The sequence below is a fragment of the Nocardia sp. NPDC004151 genome (genome assembly GCF_042874235.1).
Taxonomy (GTDB): Bacteria; Actinomycetota; Actinomycetes; order Mycobacteriales; family Mycobacteriaceae; genus Nocardia.
The window spans coordinates 58,142-77,555 of sequence record NZ_JBIAMR010000024.1 but is presented as its reverse complement, the minus strand read 5'-3'; the positions used below and the strand labels follow the sequence as shown (position 1 = coordinate 77,555).

Annotated in this window: 19 protein-coding genes; 10 read left to right on the top strand and 9 right to left on the bottom strand. The window is 70.7% G+C overall.

From position 1 onward, the window contains the following. Window positions 1-171: 171 nt before the first annotated feature. On the bottom strand, window positions 172-1,614 hold the full coding sequence (locus tag ACFYTS_RS34720) for an MFS transporter (RefSeq protein ID WP_357282118.1): 1,443 nt from the start codon (window positions 1,612-1,614) through the stop codon (window positions 172-174). 60 nt (window positions 1,615-1,674) lie between these two features. Between ACFYTS_RS34720 and ACFYTS_RS34715 the strand changes: the two genes are divergently transcribed. Then, window positions 1,675-2,208: a MarR family transcriptional regulator gene (locus ACFYTS_RS34715; RefSeq protein ID WP_357282117.1), complete on the top strand. Its 534-nt coding sequence runs from the start codon at window positions 1,675-1,677 to the stop codon at window positions 2,206-2,208. Between the two features lie 111 nt (window positions 2,209-2,319). Here ACFYTS_RS34715 and ACFYTS_RS34710 read toward each other — a convergent pair whose 3' ends face one another. Continuing rightward, window positions 2,320-3,567: an MFS transporter gene (locus ACFYTS_RS34710; RefSeq protein ID WP_387309497.1), complete on the bottom strand. Its 1,248-nt coding sequence runs from the start codon at window positions 3,565-3,567 to the stop codon at window positions 2,320-2,322. 216 nt (window positions 3,568-3,783) lie between these two features. Here ACFYTS_RS34710 and ACFYTS_RS34705 point away from each other — a divergent pair, with 216 nt between their 5' ends. Further along, window positions 3,784-4,056, top strand: coding sequence for a hypothetical protein (locus ACFYTS_RS34705; RefSeq protein WP_357282114.1), 273 nt, complete (start codon window positions 3,784-3,786; stop codon window positions 4,054-4,056). A 2-nt stretch (window positions 4,057-4,058) separates the two neighbouring features. Here the strand turns inward: ACFYTS_RS34705 and ACFYTS_RS34700 are convergent, their stop codons facing one another. Continuing rightward, window positions 4,059-4,916 (bottom strand): NAD(P)H-binding protein, encoded by an 858-nt coding sequence (locus ACFYTS_RS34700; RefSeq protein ID WP_357282112.1) that lies wholly within the window; start codon window positions 4,914-4,916, stop codon window positions 4,059-4,061. 74 nt (window positions 4,917-4,990) lie between these two features. Here ACFYTS_RS34700 and ACFYTS_RS34695 point away from each other — a divergent pair, with 74 nt between their 5' ends. Then, on the top strand, window positions 4,991-5,947 hold the full coding sequence (locus ACFYTS_RS34695; RefSeq protein WP_387309496.1) for a cupin domain-containing protein: 957 nt from the start codon (window positions 4,991-4,993) through the stop codon (window positions 5,945-5,947). 193 nt (window positions 5,948-6,140) lie between these two features. Beyond that, window positions 6,141-6,575 (top strand): thioesterase family protein, encoded by a 435-nt coding sequence (locus ACFYTS_RS34690; RefSeq protein ID WP_357282109.1) that lies wholly within the window; start codon window positions 6,141-6,143, stop codon window positions 6,573-6,575. Here the strand turns inward: ACFYTS_RS34690 and ACFYTS_RS34685 are convergent. The 3 genes from ACFYTS_RS34685 to pdhA form a co-directional block, all read right to left on the bottom strand. Beyond that, window positions 6,572-7,954: a dihydrolipoamide acetyltransferase family protein gene (locus ACFYTS_RS34685; protein ID WP_387309499.1), complete on the bottom strand. Its 1,383-nt coding sequence runs from the start codon at window positions 7,952-7,954 to the stop codon at window positions 6,572-6,574. The genes ACFYTS_RS34690 and ACFYTS_RS34685 overlap by 4 nt on opposite strands. Before the next feature lie 62 nt (window positions 7,955-8,016). Next, window positions 8,017-9,000, bottom strand: a complete 984-nt coding sequence (locus ACFYTS_RS34680; RefSeq protein WP_387309495.1) for an alpha-ketoacid dehydrogenase subunit beta — start codon at window positions 8,998-9,000, stop codon at window positions 8,017-8,019. Further along, window positions 8,997-10,076: a pyruvate dehydrogenase (acetyl-transferring) E1 component subunit alpha gene (gene pdhA / locus ACFYTS_RS34675; protein WP_387309494.1), complete on the bottom strand. Its 1,080-nt coding sequence runs from the start codon at window positions 10,074-10,076 to the stop codon at window positions 8,997-8,999. The genes ACFYTS_RS34680 and pdhA overlap by 4 nt, the downstream gene beginning before the upstream one ends. Before the next feature lie 179 nt (window positions 10,077-10,255). On the opposite strand from pdhA, the gene ACFYTS_RS34670 reads away from it, so the two are divergent. From ACFYTS_RS34670 to ACFYTS_RS34660, 3 genes are all read left to right on the top strand, one after another. Then, entirely contained in the window at window positions 10,256-10,756 is a 501-nt protein-coding gene (locus ACFYTS_RS34670; RefSeq protein WP_357282105.1) for an Lrp/AsnC family transcriptional regulator, read from the top strand. Window positions 10,757-10,819: 63 nt separating this feature from the next. Next, a complete protein-coding gene (locus tag ACFYTS_RS34665) occupies window positions 10,820-12,028 on the top strand; it encodes a benzoate/H(+) symporter BenE family transporter (RefSeq protein WP_357282104.1) in 1,209 nt (402 codons plus the stop codon). A gap of 113 nt (window positions 12,029-12,141) precedes the next feature. Further along, on the top strand, window positions 12,142-12,975 hold the full coding sequence (locus tag ACFYTS_RS34660; protein ID WP_387309493.1) for a sulfurtransferase: 834 nt from the start codon (window positions 12,142-12,144) through the stop codon (window positions 12,973-12,975). A gap of 120 nt (window positions 12,976-13,095) precedes the next feature. On the opposite strand, the gene ACFYTS_RS34655 is transcribed toward ACFYTS_RS34660, so the two are convergent. After that, the gene (locus tag ACFYTS_RS34655; protein WP_387309492.1) at window positions 13,096-13,836 is read right to left on the bottom strand and encodes a class I SAM-dependent methyltransferase; all 741 of its coding nucleotides are present in this window, start codon (window positions 13,834-13,836) and stop codon (window positions 13,096-13,098) included. 54 nt (window positions 13,837-13,890) lie between these two features. Between ACFYTS_RS34655 and ACFYTS_RS34650 the strand changes: the two genes are divergently transcribed. Then, a complete protein-coding gene (locus ACFYTS_RS34650; RefSeq protein WP_387309491.1) occupies window positions 13,891-14,526 on the top strand; it encodes a TetR/AcrR family transcriptional regulator in 636 nt (211 codons plus the stop codon). Here ACFYTS_RS34650 and ACFYTS_RS34645 read toward each other — a convergent pair. Further along, a complete protein-coding gene (locus ACFYTS_RS34645) occupies window positions 14,467-15,165 on the bottom strand; it encodes an HNH endonuclease family protein (RefSeq protein WP_387309490.1) in 699 nt (232 codons plus the stop codon). The two genes, ACFYTS_RS34650 and ACFYTS_RS34645, sit on opposite strands and share 60 nt — an antisense overlap. Window positions 15,166-15,233: 68 nt before the next feature. After that, window positions 15,234-15,596 (bottom strand): hypothetical protein, encoded by a 363-nt coding sequence (locus ACFYTS_RS34640; protein WP_357282100.1) that lies wholly within the window; start codon window positions 15,594-15,596, stop codon window positions 15,234-15,236. Between the two features lie 198 nt (window positions 15,597-15,794). Between ACFYTS_RS34640 and ACFYTS_RS34635 the strand changes: the two genes are divergently transcribed. Next, window positions 15,795-18,629 carry a DEAD/DEAH box helicase gene (locus tag ACFYTS_RS34635; RefSeq protein ID WP_387309489.1) on the top strand — a complete coding sequence of 945 codons (2,835 nt, stop codon included), beginning with the start codon at window positions 15,795-15,797 and terminating at the stop codon, window positions 18,627-18,629. Further along, the gene (locus ACFYTS_RS34630; RefSeq protein WP_387309488.1) at window positions 18,626-19,393 is read left to right on the top strand and encodes an SWIM zinc finger family protein; all 768 of its coding nucleotides are present in this window, start codon (window positions 18,626-18,628) and stop codon (window positions 19,391-19,393) included. The genes ACFYTS_RS34635 and ACFYTS_RS34630 overlap by 4 nt, the downstream gene beginning before the upstream one ends. Window positions 19,394-19,414: the final 21 nt, after the last annotated feature.

Below are 19,414 nucleotides of genomic sequence, written 5' to 3'. Positions count from 1 at the left end.
GCAACCAGCACGCCAGACCCGTCCGCGACTTCGCAGTCGGATCCAAGATCCGCCGACCGGATTACCTATCCAACGTTGCCTGACGCGGCACTAGGACATGGAAAAAGCCCGCGCACACCGAGGAGTGCGCAGGCTTTCCGGTCGTCTCGGAGGCCCGAGTGATGAGAGCTATCAATTCCCCTTGTGGCGCAGGCCGTGTCCCAGGGCGACGGCCGCCGCGCCGAAGGCGCCGATGGCCAGGGTCGCGAAGCTCGCGACGTACGCGCCCTCGGTCGGCACGGTGGCGTGCGGGCCCAGGTGCAGGACGTGCGCGGTGAGGATCGAGCCCGTGATCGCACCGGCGATCGAGCCGCCCGCGGTGCGCACCAGCGAGTTGATGCCCGAGGCGATGCCGCTCTCGCTCATCGGCACGTGCTGCACGGCGAGGGTGCCCAGCGCGGCGTAGCCGATGCCGAAGCCGGTGCCCTGCAGGATGTTCGCGATGATCATGTCGTAGCCGTGCCCGTGCGAGACGGCCAGCCACCCCATGGACAGTCCGGCGAACACCGCGCCGATGGCCAGGGTGTACGCGGGCCCGATCTTGGCGGAGATGCGCCCGGTATTGAAGGAGAAGAAGGTCATCAGCGCCGCGCTGGGGATGCCGTAGAGGCCGACCGAGAGCACGGTGCCGGACAGTCCGTAGCCGACCTTGTCCGCCGGGGTCTGGATGAAGTTCGAGATCAGCGAGAACGCGCCGAACATCGAGAAGCCCAGCAGCGCCGAGGCGACATTGGCGGACAGCGACTGCGGGCCGACCAGCAGCTGCAGCCGCACCAGCGGCTGTTCCACCTTGAGCTCCACGAACACCCACACGGCGGTGAGCGCCGCGGCGGCCGCGAAGAGCGCGAGCACCGAGCCGGAACCCCAGCCCCAGCGCGGGCCCTCGCTGATGCCGAGCAGCAGGCAGACGAGCAGGGCGGCGAGCAGGGCCGCGCCGATGAAGTCGGGTTTGCCGCCGTGGCGGACGCCATTGTTCTTGGCGCTCACCTGGATCAGCACGGTGGCGATGACGCCGAGGGCCGCGGTGAGCCAGAAGACGGGGTGCGGGTCGGTGGTGTGGTCGGCGATGACGCCGGTGGCGAGCAGGCCGATGGTGCCGCCGACGCCCATGGTGCCGGAGACGATGCCGATGGCGCTGACCAGTCGTTCGCGCGGGAAGGTGTCGCGGATGATGCCGATGGCGAGCGGGATCATGGCCGACGAGATGCCTTGCAGCGCACGGCCGATGATGTAGACGGGCAGCGTGGTGGCGAAGGCGCAGACCACGGAGCCGGCGATGAGCACGCCCATGGCGACCATGACCATCGGCTTCTTGCCGTACATGTCGCCGAAGCGGGACAGCAGGGGCGTGGCGACCGCGCCGGAGAGCAACGCGGCGGTGAACAGCCAGGTGACGCCCGCGACGTCGGTGTGCAGCTGCACGATGAAGCGGGGCAGCAGCGGAATCACGACGGTCTGCTGCAGCGACACGACCAGTCCGGCCGCGCACAGCGCCAGGAGGGTGAGGCCGAGGTGGGCCTTCGAAGGTTCGACGGGTTTCGTCACGTCGACCTGACCGACAGCGGTCGTAGTCATGAAGTTGGTCCTTTGGTTTACTTACCAAAATTAAGTAAATGGGTTTCGTAAGATAACCACATGCCGCGACCGGAAGCCATTCCCGCCATCGAAGTTGACGCAGCTCACATCGTCGAACTGGAACGCGCGCTGGCCCGTGTCGCCTACCTGCTGACCCGGGTCCGCCGCCACGACAAAGCGATGGTGCAGTGCGGCCTGACCATGGACCGGGCCAGCGTCCCGCTGCTGCGGCTGCTCGCCGACGCCCCCGAACCCATGCGGCTGGGCGAGCTCGCCACCCGCCTGGACGTGGAGGCCCCGCACGTGAGCCGCCAGATCCAGCGCCTGGAGAAGGCCGGGTACGTGGAACGCGTCCAGGATCCCGACGACGGCCGCGCCCAGCGGGTCGGGCCTACCGCCTCGGGCCGCCGCGCCGTCGAGGCGATCAGGGAGGTCATGCGGGGTTGGATGGCCGAGGCCCTGGCCGACTGGACCACCGACGACCTGAAGGCCGTGTCCGCCCTCAACCACCGCATGGTCGACGCCTTCCTCGACCACGCCGAATCGATCGGCGACCTCGGCGCCACCGCCCGCGACCGGCCCGAGACCGCCTGATCGTCAGCCGCGCGCGGGTACCCGCGCCGGCGCGGGCGGCCTACGCGCACAACAGCATTGCGAGCAACGGCACCGCCATCGCCGTGGTCGGCGTCATGACCTTGCTGAGCGTCAGTCGCTCGCCGGCACCGGAACGGGCGCGGCGACCGCGCGGGCGCCCCACGCGCACAACGCCATCGCGGCCAGCGGCACCGTCATGGCCGCGGTCAGCGGCACCAGCTTGTCGAGCCAGCCGATGACGGCCGGACCGGCCAGCAGGCCCACATAGCCGAGCCCGAAGACCCGTGACATATCCGTCGCGGCCGTCGCCGAGCCCAGATTGCCCGCGGCTGTGAACACCTGCGGGACGCCGCCGGACAAGCCGATCCCGCACAGCGCCCACCCCGCCACGGTCAGCGGCAGCCACCCGGACAGCACGACGACCCCGAAACCGATGGCCGCCACGGCCGTTCCCCAGCGCAGCACGCCCACCCGGCCGAGTCGGCCGCTCGCCCGGTCGGCGCCGAATCGGCCGATGGTCATGGTCAGGGAGAACGCGGTGAAGGCCAGCGCGGCGGCGCCCGCGTCGACCCCGAGCCGATCTCGGACCTGCAGCGCGCTCCAGTCCGCGGCGACACCCTCGGCCATCAGCAGCGCGAAAGCGATCAGGCCCAGGGCTACGACCTTCCGTCCGATCCGCCCGGAGGGCTTGCCTTCCGGCACCGGAGTCGAGGCCTCAGTCGCCGGAAGATGCTGTGCCGCCGCCGGATCGACATAGGTGCCCGGCACGTCGCCCGCCGCCGGCGTGGTGTGCGGGAGCAGGGCCGGAATCGCCACAGCCGTGACGGTGAGGCCGACCGCCGTGGTGAGGGTGAACGTGGCGGGCAGCGACCAGTGCGCGTGCTGAGCGGCCGCCCCGAAGGCCGAGCCGAGGAATCCGCCGCAGGAGAAGAAGGCGTGGAACGCGGACATGATCGGCCGGGCGTAGGCCCGCTCGATGTGGACCGCTTGCGCGTTCATGGACACGTCCAGCGCGCCGTTGGCGAAACCGAAGGCGCACAGGAACAGTCCGAGGGCGACGGGGGAGGCGGCGTGGGCCGGGCCGAGCAGTGTCAGGGCCAGCAGCGTGACGGCCGCCGCGGTGAGCGTGCGGCTGCCCAGCCGGTCCGCCGGCGGCCCCGCGGTCTGCATGCCCACGATGGCGCAGCCCGCCATGAGCAGGATCAGCATGCCCAGCACGGTCGGTGAGACGCCGGCGCGCGCGGTGACGGCGGGGATGTGCACGATCCACACGGCCGAGAGCATCCCGTTGAGCCCGAACACCGCGAACAGCGCCAGGCGCGCCTTGCGCAGGCGGGGAGTGGGCGTCGCGGCGGCCATCGGTACGACGCTACCGGGTGCGCCCGGCATCTCCCCGGCTTTCGCGGTCCGTCGCGGCGTCGACGTTCGGGATCGCGATCCGAATCGGGTGCGGTACAGGCGGTTTGCTTTCGAGTCCAGTCCAAGGGGCCGACCAGTTTCGCGGCCCGGTGTGTGCCGCGGTAGTCCTTGATTCCGGGTCTACCGCGATCACGCCCGCGGATACACAGTGCCTGCATGAGGTTCAGACACGGACTTTTCGCTCTGTTGGTCGCGGGGCTCGCCCCGCTCGCCACGGCGACCGCGACCGCGGCCCCGGTCACGCCGACGCCCAGCCCCCAACCGGTCGAGTGCTACCCGGCCTCGTTCTTCAACTCCATCAGCGGTGGCGACGCCAAGTGTCACACCCGGGCCGAGTACTGGCAGAACACCCTGGCGCAGCTCGACCCCGCCTCCGGATCCGCCCTGCTCACCGGATCGTCCCGAACCCTCGGATCCTCCGGGTCCTAGGGTCACGCGTCCGCGGTGACCGACCAGACCCCGGTCGCGGCCGCCGCGCGCACATAATCGGCGAAGTCGCGCGGCTCCCGGCCCAGCGCGCGCCGCACCCCGTCGGTGACGGGCGAGTTGCGTCCGTCGAGCACCGTGCCGAACAGGTAGTCCAGCAGGCTGACCTCGTCGGCGGGGACCCCGTAGGAGGTCAGTGCCGCTACGAATTCGGTTCGGGTGAGCGGGATGTAGGCGATCTCCCGTCCCGACGCCGCACCGATCTCGGCCACCGCCGTGGCGAAGCTGATCGCGCGCGGGCCGGTCAGCTCGTACACCTGCCCGGCGTGCCGATCGTCGAGCAGCGCCGCCACCGCCACCTCGGCGATGTCGTCGGCGTGCACGAACGGCTCCGGCACGTCACCGGCGGGCAGGGCCACCTCGCCGGCCAGGATGAAGTCGGCGAACGAGCCCTCGTCGAAGTTCTGCGCGAACCAGGCGCACCGCACCACGGTCCACGACATTCCCGAATCCCGCACGATGCCTTCGCACTCCAGGGCCTCGGGTTCGCCGCGGCCCGACAGCAGCACCACGGTGCGCACCCCGGCCGCCGCGGCCCGGTCGCAGAACGCCTTGATGTCGGCGGGCGCGCCCGGCACCGCGAGATCCGGTTGGTAGGAAAGGTATACGGCGTCGACGCCGTCCAGAGCGGCCGTCCAGGTTTCGCGGTCGGTCCAGTCGAACGGGATTGCGCCGGTGCGCGAACCGGCCCGCACGGGCACACCGTGCTCGGTCAGCAGGGCGGCCACCCGGCGTCCGGTCTTGCCGGTCGCGCCGAGGACGAGGACGGTGTTCGCGCTGCTCGAGGTGGTTTCGTTGATCATGTAACGAGTACACCGGGATTCGGCGAGCGCGAACATGGTTGAGAAGCGCCCGGGCATTTGCCATCGTCTTTGTCATGGATGCGTTGGCCAGTCTGCTCGAAGGACCACGGGCCCGAGCGGCATTCGTGATGCGCTCGTCGTTCGATCCGCCGTGGTCCCTGCGAATTCGGGACGAGGCCCCGCTGACCGTGGTGGCGGTGGTGCGGGGCGGCGGCTGGGTGCTGCCGGAACCCGCGAACGGCAAGCCGGGTCCGCCCCGGCAGCTGCGCACCGGCGATATCGCCATCTTCCGGGGCCCCGACCATTACGTCGTCGCCGACGATCCGGGCACCGCGCCGCAGGTGCTCATCGAACCCGGCAACATCACCACCACCATGGACGGTGAAGTCCTGTGCGAGGCACTGAGTCTGGGCGTGCGCAGCTGGGGCACCAGCGCCGACGCCCAGACCGTGCTGGTCACCGGCACCTACGAGCACGAGTCGGCGGCCAGTCGCCGGCTGCTGCGCGCGCTGCCGCCGATCGCTGTGCTGGGCCGCGGCGAGATCGACTCCCGGGTGCTGGATCTGCTGGTCGACGAGTCCGCCAAGGATCTGCCGGCGCAGGGGGCCATGCTGGACCGACTATTGGATCTGCTGCTCATCGCCGCCCTGCGCGCGTGGTTCTCCCGCGCCGCCGCCCCCGCCTGGTATCACGCCTACGGTGATCCGCTGGTCGGCAAGGCCCTGCGGCTCATGCAACACAATCCCGCCCACCCATGGACGGTCGCCTCGCTGGCCGCGGAGGTCGGCGTCTCCCGGGCCGCGCTGGCCCGCCGCTTCACCGAACTGGTCGGCGAACCGCCCATGGCTTTCCTCACCGACTGGCGGCTGGCCCTGGCCGCCGACCTGCTGCACGAATCCGACGCCACCCTCGAGGCCATCGCCCGCCGCGTCGGCTACGGCAGCGCCTTCGCCCTGTCCACCGCCTTCAAACGCCACTACGGCATCAGCCCCCGCGACCATCGCGCCACACCCGACGAACGCTCCGCCTGAAAACACGGCGGACCGCGCCTCGGCCGGAGCGGCTAAGGTTCGTGTTCGGAAAGCCTCAACGTGAAGGTTCGCGGCCGTCCCGATTCTGGACTGCGGCTCGATAGACCTCCGCCTCGGAGCGGGGAGCGAAGCGGAGGAGGGAAGAATCGGGACCAGGGGCCGTGAACCCGCCCGGAGCGAAGCGGAGGGCAAGATGACTGAGTACCCGGTGTTGTGGCCCGTGCCGACGCGCTGGGCGGACAACGACCACTACGGGCACGTGAACAACGTGACGTACTACTCGTACTTCGACACGGCCGTGAACGCCTGGCTGATCAGCGCGACCGGAACCGATATCCGGGACCTGCACGCGATCGGCGTGGTGGCCCAGACCTCCTGCAAGTTCCTGGGGTCGATCAGCTTCCCGGACATGCTGCGGGTGGGCATCCGGGTTGCGCGACTGGGCAATTCGAGCATCAACTACGAGCTGGCCATCTTCCGCGACGGCGGCGACCATCTGGAGCTGGCCGCCACCGGCACCTTCACGCACGTCTACGTGGACGAGCAGACCCGCAAGCCGGTGCCGATCCCGGCGGTCATCCGGGCGGCCGCCGAGCCGCTGGTGGTCGCCGGGCCCGCCGAGGGCTAGACCCGGCTCAGCAGGGTCAGCGGATCCTCCAGCAGGGCGGCCACGCTCGCCAGGAACCGCGACCCCTGCTCGCCGTCGATCATCCGGTGGTCGAAGCTCAGGCCCAGGCTGGTCACCCAGCGCACGGCCAGTTCGTCGCGATGCACCCACGGCCGCTTGCGGATGGAGCCCAGGCACAGGATCGCCGCCTCGCCCGGATTCACCAGCGGCACACCGGTGTCCACGCCGAACACGCCCACATTGGTGATGGTGAAGGTGCCGCCGGTCAGGTCGGTGGGGGTGGCGGTGCCGCTGCGCGCCTTGGCCGCGACCCCGGCGATCTCCAGGCACAGGTCGCGCAGCGTGAACCCTTGCGCGTCCTTGAGATTGGGCACCAGCAGCCCGCGTTCGGTGGCGACCGCGAAGCCCAGGTTCACATAGTGCTTGGTGACGATCTCCTGATTCGCCTCGTCCCAGCGGGCATTGATCTCCGGGAACTCGGTGAGCGCCGCCAGCGCGGCCCGGGCCACCAGGGCCAGCGGGGTGAGGGTGAGTCCCGTGAAGCTGGGCGTGGTGCGCAGATGCTCGAGCAGTTCCATGGACGCGGTGAAGTCGGTGGTCACGAAGGTGCTGGCCTGCGGAATGTGCTGGGCGCTGGCCACCATGGCGGCGGCGGTGCGCTTGCGGATGCCGCTGATCGGCGTGCGGGTCTCGCGTTCGGCGGGGACGGCGCGCCCGCCGCCGAGCGCCGGATGCATGGGTGTCACCTCGGGCGCGGCCTGGGTGGCGGGCAGCGCGGTGAGGGTGGCGGGCGGCGGGGTGTGGATCGGAATGTGGCCCGTGCTCATGGATTCCGGCCGCATGCCGTGCAGATCCTCGACGGTGACCGCGCCCTGCGGTCCGGTGCCGATGACGGTGCTCAGGTCGATCCCGATCTCGCGGGCCAGCTTCCGGGCGGCCGGGGTGGCGGCGGGGCGCCCGGCGGGTGCGGAACTGCCGAGTCCCTCCGCACCGTCGTAGCCCATGCCGCGCGCGGTCGCCGCGCGGGCCGCGCGGCGGGAGACCGGCTCGGCCTCGGGGCCGTAGCCGACCAGTACGGATTGCCGTTCGGCCGGAGCCTCCGGGGTTTTGGCCGCGGCGTCCGTGGCGCCGTTCGTCCCGGCGGGCGCGGCCACGCCGATGCGGATCAGCGGCGCTCCGACCGGCACGGTGTCGCCGGGCTCGGCCAGCAGTTCCAGCACCGTGCCCGTGTACGGGCTGGGCAGCGCCACCTGGGCCTTGGCCGTCTCGACCTCCGCGATGACCTGGTTGAGCGTGACGCTGTCGCCGGGCGCGACCGCCCACGACACCAATTCCGCGTCGGCCAGGCCCTCGCCGAGATCGGGCAAACGGAATTCCATGACCTGCTGCTGACTGTCCACCGGGCTTCCTCCGTGCGGTAACCATTCGTGCGGTGAGCGGGTTAAGCGGCGAGCGTGCGGTCGACCGCGGCGAGAATGCGATCGGGGTCGGGCAGGTGGTGCCGCTCGAGCTTAGCCGGGGGATAGGGGATGTCGAAGCCACCGACGCGCAATACGGGTGATTCCAGATGGTAGAAACAGCGTTCGGTGATCCGGGCCGCGATTTCGGCTCCCAGTCCGGCGAATACGGGCGCCTCGTGCACCACGATCAGCCGCCCGGTCTTCCGCACCGAGGTCTCGATGGTGTCGAAATCGATGGGCGAGAGGCTGCGCAGATCGATCACCTCGATCGAATGTCCTTCCGACGCCGCGATATCGGCGGCGGTGAGCGCGGTGGCCACGGTGCCGCCGTAGGCCACGATGGTGGCGTCCTCCCCGGACGCACAGATCCGCGCCTGGTCCAGCGCGATTCCGCTGTCATGGTCGAGCCGTTCGAAATCCACCTCGGCCTTGTCCCAGTACCGGCGTTTCGGCTCGAAGAAGATCACCGGATCGTCGAGGGCGATGGCCTGCCGGATCATCAGATAGGCGTCCGCGGGATTACTCGGCGACACCACCCGCAGGCCCGCGGTGTGCGCGAAATAAGCCTCCGGCGATTCCGAGTGGTGCTCCACCGACCCGATGCCGCCGCCGAACGGAATGCGAATGGTGATGGGCGCGACCACTTTTCCGCGGGTCCGGGCGTGGATTTTCGCCACCTGCGAGACGATCTGGTCGAACGCCGGATACACGAATCCGTCGAACTGGATTTCACAGACCGGCCGCAATCCTCGTAAAGCCATTCCGAAAGCGGTTCCGATGATTCCGGATTCGGCCAGTGGAGTATCGATGACGCGGTTGTTGCCGAAATCCTTCTGCAGCGTGTCGGTGACCCGGAAGACGCCGCCGAGGCGACCGATGTCCTCACCCATGAGCACGACCTTCGGATCGTCCTCCAGGCTGCGGCGCAGCCCGTGGTTGATCGCTCCGGTGAACGTGGTCTTCATCGTCCGACTCCCTCCAGGTAGGCCGCGTACTCGCGGCGTTCTTCCTCGATCAGCCGATGCGGGGTGGCGTACACGTGGTCGAAGAGCTGGTCGGGGTCCGGGTCGGGCATGGTGAGGGTGGCGGTGCGCAGCCGGGCGGCGACGTCGTCGGCGCGCTCTGCCACCGCCGCCTCGAAGTCGCTGTCCCACAGTTGCTCTCGTTCCAGCAGCCGCCGCATCCGGTCGATGGGGTCGCGGCGCTGCCAGAGTTCGAGTTCGGCGGCGGTGCGGTAGCGGGTGGGGTCGTCGGCGGTGGTGTGCGGGCCCATCCGGTAGGTGATGGCCTCGACGAAGCTGGGTCCGCCGCCCGCCCGCGCGTGCCGCAGCGCCTGCCGGGTCACGGCCAGCACGGCGAGGGCGTCGTTGCCGTCGACCTGGACGCCGGGGATGCCGTAGCCGAGGGCGCGATTCGCGATCGGGGTCGCGCTCTGCACCCGGACCGGCGCGCTGATCGCCCAGTGGTTGTTCTGGCAGAAGAACACCACCGGGGCCGACCAGGTGGCGGCGAAGCCGAGCGCCTCGGCGATATCGCCCTGACTGGTCGCGCCGTCGCCGAAGTAGGCGATGGTGGCGATCTCCGCGCCCTCGAGGTGCGCGGCGTAGGCGTAGCCGGTGGCGTGCAGGCCCTGCGCGCCGACCACGATGGCGGGATTGGTCATCTTGACCTGGTCGGCGTCCCAGCAGGAGTGTGCGGCGCCACGCCAGAGCCGGGTGAGGTCCTCGGGCGCGACGCCGCGGCAGTAGGCGACACCCGCCTCGCGGTAGCTGCAGAACACGTAGTCGTCGGATTCGAGGGCGTGGGCCGAGCCGATCTGCGCGGCCTCCTGACCGAGCAGCGGGGGCCACAGTCCGAGCTGGCCCTGCCGTTGCAGGGCGGTGGCCTCGGTGTCGATGCGCCGGGCCACGACCATGTCCGTGTAGAGGGCGCGCAGCCGCGGGCCGTCGATATCGGCGATCAGCGGGGCGTGCACGCGATCATGGACGCGCTGTCCGTCGGGCTGGATGAGCTGGACCGGATAGGTGTTCTTGTCGGGCATGGGTATCGCCTCCTGACACCGGGTGACATCGCTTCGGCCGCGGGATTGTGTCCGTGTGGCAAACCAATGTGTGTCCTGTACCACAAGCATCCTCCGCATGGCGATCTGCGCAAGTCTGACGCGCAGAACTGAGCAGAATGCACGGTCTATTCGCGTTCATCAGTGTCATACTGATCCCCATGAGCAGCAGGGAGCCCAATCCGGCGCCGCTGGACGCCACCGATGCCCGGTTGTTGCTGGAGTTGGTCGCGAACCCGCGTGCGACCGGTGTCGACCTGGCCGCCCGCCTGGGGCTTTCCCGCAATACCGTGCAGGCCAGACTGGCTCGCTGGGAGGCGAGCGGGGTACTGGCCAGCTTCGAGCGCCGGGTGGACCCGCGCGCGCTCGGCTATTCCTTGGCCGCCTTCGTCGCGGTGGTGGTGGACCAGCATCGGCTCGACGCGGTGGCGGCCGAACTCGCCGAGATCCCGGAGGTCACCGAGGTGTGCGGCATGACCGGGCCGACGGATCTGACGGTCCGGGTGGTGGCCGCCGACGCGGAGGATCTGTACCGGGTGGCGGGCAGCATCCTGAAGATCCCGGGGGTGGAGCGCACCAATATGGCACTGGTCATGCAGTCGCTGGTCGGGCCGCGCATCACGCCGCTGCTGGAACGGCTGGCCGCCGGCGGCAGCGCGTAATTCAGTCCAGTTTCGGCTGATTGGCCGCAGACCAGCAGGTGACTGGACCGCGACGATAGCCCCATGAGCACCAGCGTCACTCCCGCCGCCGAGGTCGAGAGCCCACCGGAGGCAGGTCCCGGGCAGCCGATCGGAGCCGGAATCGTCACCGCGCTGGTCGGTTTCACCAGTTCGTTCGCGGTGGTGCTGGCGGGTCTCACCGCCATGGGAGCCACGTCGGCGCAGGCGGCGTCGGGTCTGCTGGCGGTGTGCGTGACCCAGGCGGTCGGCATGCTCGTGCTGAGCCGCCGCTATCGGATGCCGATCACACTGGCCTGGTCCACACCCGGCGCGGCTCTGCTGGCGAGCACCGGGGCGGTGGCGGGCGGCTGGGCCGCGGCGGTCGGCGCGTTCGCGGTGGCGGGCGGACTCATCGTGCTGACCGGATTCTGGGACCGGCTGGGCGCGCTCATCGCCGCCATTCCGGTGGAGATCGCGCAGGCCATGCTGGCCGGAGTACTGCTTCCGCTGTGCCTCGCACCGGTCAAGGCGTTGCCGGTGAGCCCGGCCGTGGTGGTGCCGGTCATCGTGACCTGGCTTGTGCTGCAACGCTTCGCGCCGCGCTGGTCGGTGCTGGCGGCCTTCGCGGTCGCGGCGGCCGGGTCCGGCATCGACATCGCCGTGCGGCACCGGAGTCTGGAGCTGTCCGCCATGGTGCCCCGGGTGGAATGGACTGTGCCGCACTGGAGTTGGCAGGCCATGATCGGCGTCGCGGTGCCGCTGTACGTGGTGACCATGGCAGCGCAGAACATTCCGGGCACGGCGGTCATGCGCACCTTCGACTATCGGGTGCCGTGGCGCGCGGCCATGACCGTCACCGGGTTGGGCACCGTGCTGGGCGCGCCCGCGGGAGGGCACGCCATCAATCTGGCGGCCATCAGCGCCGCGCTCTCGGCGGCCCCGTCCGCGCACCCGGATCCGAAGCGCCGCTGGGTCGCGGCGTACACCGCGGGCTGCACCTACCTGCTGCTCGCGCTGGCCTCGGGCGCGCTGGTCGCCCTGGTGGCCGCCGCTCCGAAGGGCGTACTGGAAACCGTTGCGGGACTTGCCCTCATCGCCACCCTCGCGAGTGCGCTGACCGCCGCGCTCACCCCCGCCGCGCATCGGTCCGCGGCCGCCCTCACCTTCCTGGTGGCGGCCTCGGGCATCTCGATGCTCGGGATCGGCGCGGCCTTCTGGGCGCTGGTCGCGGGTCTGGTGGTGCGCTGGTTCCTGCCGCCGGCCGCGGGCTGACGGCCGCCGGGCCCCGGGCCGGAACGGCGGGCGGCTGCGGAGTGCGGCCCGGGCTGGTTAGGGTGGAGCGGAATCGACTTCATGATGCGGTGAATCGGCGAAGAGGAGTTGACTTGAGTTCGGTGCTGATTTCGGTTGCGGAGCTCGCGGACCTGCTGGGAGCGAGCGGGGGCCGGGTGCGATTGCTGGATGTGCGTTGGGCGCTCGGGGATCCGGACGGGCCGCAGCACTATCTGGACGGGCATATTCCGGGCGCGGTCTTCGTCGATCTGGAAACCGAACTCGCCGATCCGCCGTCGGCCGCGCACGGCCGCCACCCCATGCCGGATTTGCCGCATTTGCAGAAGTGTGCGCGCAGCTGGGGCGTCTCCGACGGCGACACCGTGATCGTGTACGACGCCACCGGCGGCATGGCCGCGGCCCGCGCCTGGTGGCTGCTGCGCTGGGCCGGCCTCGCCGATGTCCGCATCCTGGATGGCGGGCTGCCCGCGTGGGAGGCGGCCGGTGGGAAGATCTCCGCCGGTGACGAACCCGACCCCGAACCCGGCACGGTGGTGCTGTCCTCGGGGCACATGCCGACCGTCGACGCCGATGGCGCGGCCGGCTGGCAGGGCGTGCTGATGGATGCCCGGGCGGGCGAGCGCTACCGCGGCGAGGTGGAGCCCGTCGACCCGCGCGCGGGCCACATTCCGGGCGCGGTGAGCGCGCCGACCGCCGACAACCTCACCGCTGCCGGGCATTTCCGGCCGCTGGCCGAATTGGCCGGCCGCTTCGAGGGTTTCGGCTCCGGCCCGGTCGCGGTGTACTGCGGCTCCGGGGTCACCGCGGCCCACCAGGTCGCGGCACTGGCCGTCGCCGGCATCGACGCCGCGCTCTATCCGGGCTCGTGGTCGCAGTGGTCCAACGATCCCAAGCGCCCGGCGGCCACCGGACCCGACCCGGCCTGATCGACGCCGACCCGCCGGACCGGATCGGCTCCGGCGGGTCCGCGTGAACCCGGCCGGCGCCGGCGGACCGGACGCCGGACCCGGCGGCAGCCGCCCCACCGCGCCCGGCCGTGCCGGTGCTCAACCGGGTTTGGTGGCGGTGAGGACGCCGGTCGCGAACGGACCGGTGCGGAATTCGAGTGCCGTGAAACCGATCTCGGCCAGCGCGGCGCGGTAGCGGCGGACGTCCACCGCGGCCAGCGAGTCGCCGGGGCCCTCGTGAGTGTGCCCATGATCGTCGGTTCCACCCGGACCGCTGTCGCCGTGCCCGTGATCACGGCCGCCGCGATGCGCGGCCAGACCGGCCATGGCGCGAATCGCCAGTCCGCGCATGCCCTTGGTCGCCGGGTGGGTGTCCGCCAGCAGCAGGCGGCCGCCGGGTCGCAGCACTCGGAAGAAGCCCTCGAGCGCGGTGTTCCGATCCGCCTCGGCGATGTGGTGCATGGCGAACGTGCACGTCGCCACGTCGAAGGACGCGTCGGGATGGGGCAGGGCTTGGGCCGCGCCCAGTTCGAAGACACAGTTCGGGGCCGCGTGGGCGGTGGCGTACTCGATCATCGGCGCCGACGGATCGACGCCGACGACCCGCCCGTGCGGCCCGGCCTGGCGGGCCAGCTCATTGGCCAGCCGCCCCGGACCGCAGCCCACGTCGATGGCGTGATCTCCGGGCCGGATGCCCGCGGTGGTGGCGAAGTGCCGCACCAGGCTGCCGGCGCGGCCCAGGAAGAAGACGTCGGTGAGCAGGGTGTAGCCGCGCGGCCAGGTGATCAGGCCTCCGACGGACCGGGCGTCGCTATCGGACACTTGCTTGTTCTCAGTCATGTGTTCCATCATCGAAGGATGGGAAATGCCAGGCCAGAAGCAGTTTCCCCGGATGTGTACGTTTCGGGACATCTCGCCGGGATCCGTCCCGGAACGGATCCGGACCCGGTTGCCGACCGCCGGGTGCGCCGCACCCGTGCGGCCCTGCACCGGGCGCTCATCGAACTCATGCTGTCCCGCCCGTACGCGCGAATCACCGTGCGGGACATCATCGATCGCGCCGATGTCGGCCGCTCCACCTTCTACGCGCACTACCGCGACAAGGACGATCTGCTGCTGGTCAGCTGTATCGAGTATGTGCGGGCCGAGATTTCGGCGCAGCTGTCCCGCTCTCCGGGCCCCCCGCCGCCGCTGCTGCCGATCGAGATCCTGTTCCGTCTGATCGACGCCCACCCCGAGGTGTACCGGCCGCTGGTCGGTCCGCGCGCCAACGCCACAGTGCTGCGGTCGATCCGGCAGATGTACGCCGAACTGCTCACCGAGCATCTGGCCCCGCTGCTGGGCCCCGACCCCACCGCGGCGTCCGTCGCGATCACCTTTCTTTCCTGGGGGCTTTACGGATTGCTCGAATCGGTCATGGATCCGGCCCAGGAGCTCACCGCCGAACAGGCGTACCGGCATTTCGCGGCGCTATGGGCAGCCGCGGGCGACGCCCGCGAGGGCGGCGCGGTCGGCGGCGGTGACAGGTAGTCCGTACCGGTTGGCGGCGGTCAGATACTTTCCCGCGTAGAAGCAGCGGTTCGCCCGCGCGGGCGGGAGCCAGTCGCCGGGCGTGCGATCGCCCTTGTCCTGGTTGGTCTTTCCGTCCACCGCGAGCAGGTTGTAGTCGACGTCGTTGGCGAACCGCACCCGCCGCGCGACCGGCCAGCCCGCCGCGCCCAGATCCCAGGCGGCCGCCAGCGGATACACGTGGTCGATCTGCACGGTCTTGGCCGCCGCCCGCTCGAACGCGATGCGCCGCCCGGTGTACGGATCGTTCAACGCGCCCGCGACCACCACGCAGGCATCGCCCGGCCGCAGGACCACCTCGGCGAGCTGGCGGGCCAGCACGCTGTTGCGACTGTCGCACCCGTCGTGGCCGCCGGGCCCGTCGTGATCATCGGTCCAGGCCGGACCGAACACACACCCCTGCCCGTCGCCGCATCCGCGCTGGTAGCCGCCGGGTCGCGGCCGCGCGGGCACGGTGACCACGGCGGTGAGCAGGCGTTCGAGCTGGACGCGGGTAGGACTGCCCGGCGCGGGAGTCACCTGCCCGACGGCCCCGCACCCCAGGGCCGCGAACAGGATGACCACCGTGCCGAGCAGCGAAGTCGCGCCCCTGAGCCACACGGCATCAGGTGTATCGCTACCGCCCGCCGCAGCGGGCCGTCATACGAACTTCGCACCCCCGCGGCGGGTTACAGCCAGGCGTGCGCCAGGATGTCGTCGGCCGCCGTCTCCGACAGTTGTGGCGGAAAGCGCGTGGCCGCAATGGAATCCACGTGCGCGCCGTCGTGCCCGATGAGCCACGAGCCGCCCCGGTCCTCGCACTCGGCGATCTTGGCGAAGATGGTGAGCAGGAATGTGATGGAGTCGCGCGGATCCGGGGTCCGGGCGAGTCGCTGCGACTCACCGGGCCGGGACAGATCCAGCCACACCCCGGACTGCCCGTCCAGGCGCATCCCCACGATCTTCGCTGTATCCACGAAGGTGAATTTCCGCCGTTCCCACGAAGTCGTGGGCGTGAAGGCCTGCTCGAGCACTTGGAGCAGAATCGTCATCTTCACGGCCTCCCTACGGTCTCGAAAGTGCCACGGCCCCGGATTGGGTCGCGGTGATGTCGGGTGCGCACACAGGTGTCACCGACCTGCGGTGACCTGCGGATTTATCCAGTATGTGCCGTATCCGATCAGAAATAAAGAGGGACCTGACTCACGGGTAGCGCGGGCCCTGTCGGGATGGGCTGCTTGGATGGTCGGATGCTGCACGGACTGTGGACGCCCGGGTCCGGGTTGGTGCTGTGGCACGACCCGGACGGCTTCGTGCTCGCCGACGAGACGGAGAAGCTGCCCGAGCCGCTGTGGTCGGTGGTGCGGGCGGCCAAGTGGCGGCACTGGGCCGAGGTCACGCTGGCGGGGGAGTACGGGAAGGAACGGGCCCGGGTGCGGGCGCACGCGCTGGCCCCGGAGGCGGCGGCCCGGGTGCTGCTGGGGGAGTTGCCGCCGCACTGGCCGGTGGCGGGCGATCTGCGCTATCTGGGGCATGTGGCGCGCGGGATCGAGCGCTGGGTGCGGGCGGGGCGGATCGTGCCGGAGATCCGCCGCGACGACGGCGAGTGGTGGGTGCGGTGGCGGCCGGTCGGCGGGCAGCGGCAGCGGGCCTGGTTGGCCGAGTTGGCCGTGGCCATGCCGTCGGCGCTGAAGGACCACGGCAGACCCGCCGACATCCTGGAGAACCTGGTCGCCGAGCTGACCGATCCCATTGCCAGGAAATGGATTTCCGAACGCGATCCCGGGATCGGTTCCGCGCCGACGGATTCGGTGTCGCATCCGCTGCTGCGGGCCCTGCTGGACGCCACACCGCTGGAGACCGGCTCGCATCGGGTGGCGGCGGTGCTCGAGGACTGGCGGACCAGTCTCACCGTGGGCGAACCCGATCTGGTGCTGCGACTGCTGGAACCCGACGGCGACGAGCCGGGTGAACTGTGGCGGCTCGAGGTCTGCCTGCGCGTCGAAGGTGAAGCGCCGCAACCGGTGCTGCTGCCCGGTGATCCGGTGCTGACCCGGCTGGCGGGGGAGAAGCTGAGCGCCGCCAAGGAGGTGTATCCGCGCCTGCGGGACCTGCCCGGCGATCCGCGCAGCATGGACCTGTTCCTGCCCACCGAGGTGGTGATGGACCTGGTGGCGCACGGCGCGAACGCGCTGGCCGCCGCCGGGGTGCGTCTCATGCTGCCCCGCGCCTGGCGGGTCGCCGCGCCGACCATGAAACTGCGAGTGCAGAGCCCGGCGGCCACCGAAACCGCCGTGGGGCTCGAGGGCTTGGTGACGTTCCGGTGGGAGCTGGCGCTGGGCGACACCGTGCTGACGCCCGCGGAGATGGCGCGGCTGGTGGACGCGAAATCGGATCTGGTGCGCCTGCGCGGCGACTGGGTGCAGGCCGACCATCGCATGCTCGCCGCGGCCGCCGACTACGTCTCGGGCCGCACCGACGGCACCGAGACCACCATCGGCGGCCTGTTCGCGGAGCTGTCCGCCCACCCGGTGATCGGTGTGCCGCTGGACGAGGTCACCGCGACCGGCTGGGCGGCAGAGCTTTTCGACGGTGAGCGCGCCACCGAGCCGGTGCCCGACCCGGTCGGCCTGAAGGCCCAGCTGCGGCCCTATCAGCAGCGCGGCCTGGCCTGGCTGGCGACGATGAGCCGCCTGGGCTGCGGTGCGATCCTCGCCGACGACATGGGCCTGGGTAAGACCGTGCAGGTGCTGGCCCTGCTGGCGCACGAGCGGGAGACGGCCGCCGAGTCGCCCGGCCCCACCCTGCTGGTGTGCCCGATGTCGGTGGTGGGCAACTGGCAGCGGGAGGCCGAGCGCTTCGCCCCGGATCTGCGCGTGCTGGTGCACCACGGCCCCGCCCGCCGCTCGGGCGCGGAACTGGATGCGGCGGTGATGGATTCGGATCTGGTGGTCACCACCTACGCCCTGCTGGCCCGCGATGTGGAGGAGCTGAAGCGGCAGGACTGGCAGCGGGTGGTGCTGGACGAGGCGCAGCACATCAAGAACGCCGGCACCCGGCAGGCGCGCGCGGCCCGGCTGGTTCCGGCGCGACATCGCCTGGCGCTCACCGGAACCCCGGTGGAGAACCGCCTGGAGGAGTTGCGGTCGATCCTGGATTTCGCCAATCCCAAGCTGCTGGGCAAGGCGCCGGAGTTCCACGCCCGGTTCGCGGTCCCGATCGAGCGTGAGCACGACGAGAACGCCGTCACCCGCCTGCGTGCCATCACCTCGCCGTTCGTGCTGCGCCGGGTCAAGACCGATCCGGCGGTGATCTCGGATCTGCCGGAGAAGATCGAGATGACGGTGCGGGCCAACCTGACCGTGGAGCAGGCCGCGCTGTATCAGGCTGTCCTGGACGATATGTCGGTCAAACTGAAGGCCGCCGAGGGCATGGAACGCAAGGGCGCGGTACTGGCCGCGCTGACCCGGCTCAAGCAGGTCTGCAACCACCCGGCCCACTACCTGAACGACGGTTCGCCGGTGCTGCGCCGCGGTCAGCACCGGTCCGGGAAGCTGGCGCTGGTCGAGGACATCCTGGAATCGGTGATCGCCGACGGGGAACGCGCCCTGATGTTCACCCAGTTCGCGGAGTTCGGAAAGCTGCTGGCCCCCTTCCTGTCCGAGCGTTTCGGGGCCGAGGTCCCGTTCCTGCACGGCGGAGTGAGCAAGCAGGCCCGCGACGCCATGGTGCGGGACTTCCAGGGCGGTGATGGCCCGCCGCTGATGCTGCTGTCGCTCAAGGCCGGCGGCACCGGCCTCAATCTCACCGCCGCCAATCACGTGGTGCACCTGGACCGCTGGTGGAATCCGGCGGTGGAGAACCAGGCCACCGACCGTGCCTTCCGGATCGGCCAGCGCCGGGATGTGCAGGTGCGCAAGCTGGTCTGCGTCGACACCATCGAGGAGCGGGTGGACGACATGCTGAAGGGCAAGAGCCGGCTGGCCGATCTCACCGTCGGCGCCGGCGAGCACTGGATCACCGAACTCGGCGACGAGGAGCTACGGGAACTGTTCGCGCTGGGAGCGGAGGCGGTCGGCGAATGAACGATGTCATCGACTTCGGCGGGTACGGCAAGCGCCGCCCGGTGCGCGGCGGGGTGCCGGCGCGCAGCCGCCGCGGCGCCGCCTTCGCCCGGACCTGGTGGGGCCGTGCCTTTCTGGACGCCGTGGAGCAGGTCGCCGACGCCGGGCGGCTCTCGCGCGGCCGCTCCTACGCCCGCACCGGCCAGGTGATCAACTACCGGCTCGAGGAGGGCATGGTGACCGCGGAGGTGCAGGGCAGTCAGCCCCGCCCCTTCGTCTCCGTGCTGACCATGCGCACCTTCGACCGTCACCACCTGGAGGAACTCGCGGACGTGGTGCGCGAGTCGCCGGGCATGCTGGGCGAGATCGCGGCGGGCACGCTGCCCCGGGCGCTGGGCCCGCTACTGCTGCCGACGACGGTGTCCGAACTCGACTTCTCCTGCAGCTGCCCGGATCACGGCTGGCCCTGCAAGCACGCGGCCGCCATCTGCTACGTGGTGGCGGAACGGCTCGACGAGCACCCGACCGACCTGCTCACCCTGCGCGGGATCCGGCTCGACGACCTCATCGGCGGCCTGTTGCAGAGCGAGACCCTCGACTGCGGCGACCTGTACGGCGAGCACGCGGCGCTGCCCACGCTGCCGGACCCCGAATTCCATCCGGCCCCCGACGATCTGGACCCGGTGCTGTTGCGCCAGGCCCTGCGCATGACCTCCGAGGATGAGCAGTCCGTCGCCGCCGGCCTGCGGCAACTGCGCGACCTCTACCGCTCCCTGGACCGCTGACGGCTATTCCCCGCCCCGCTA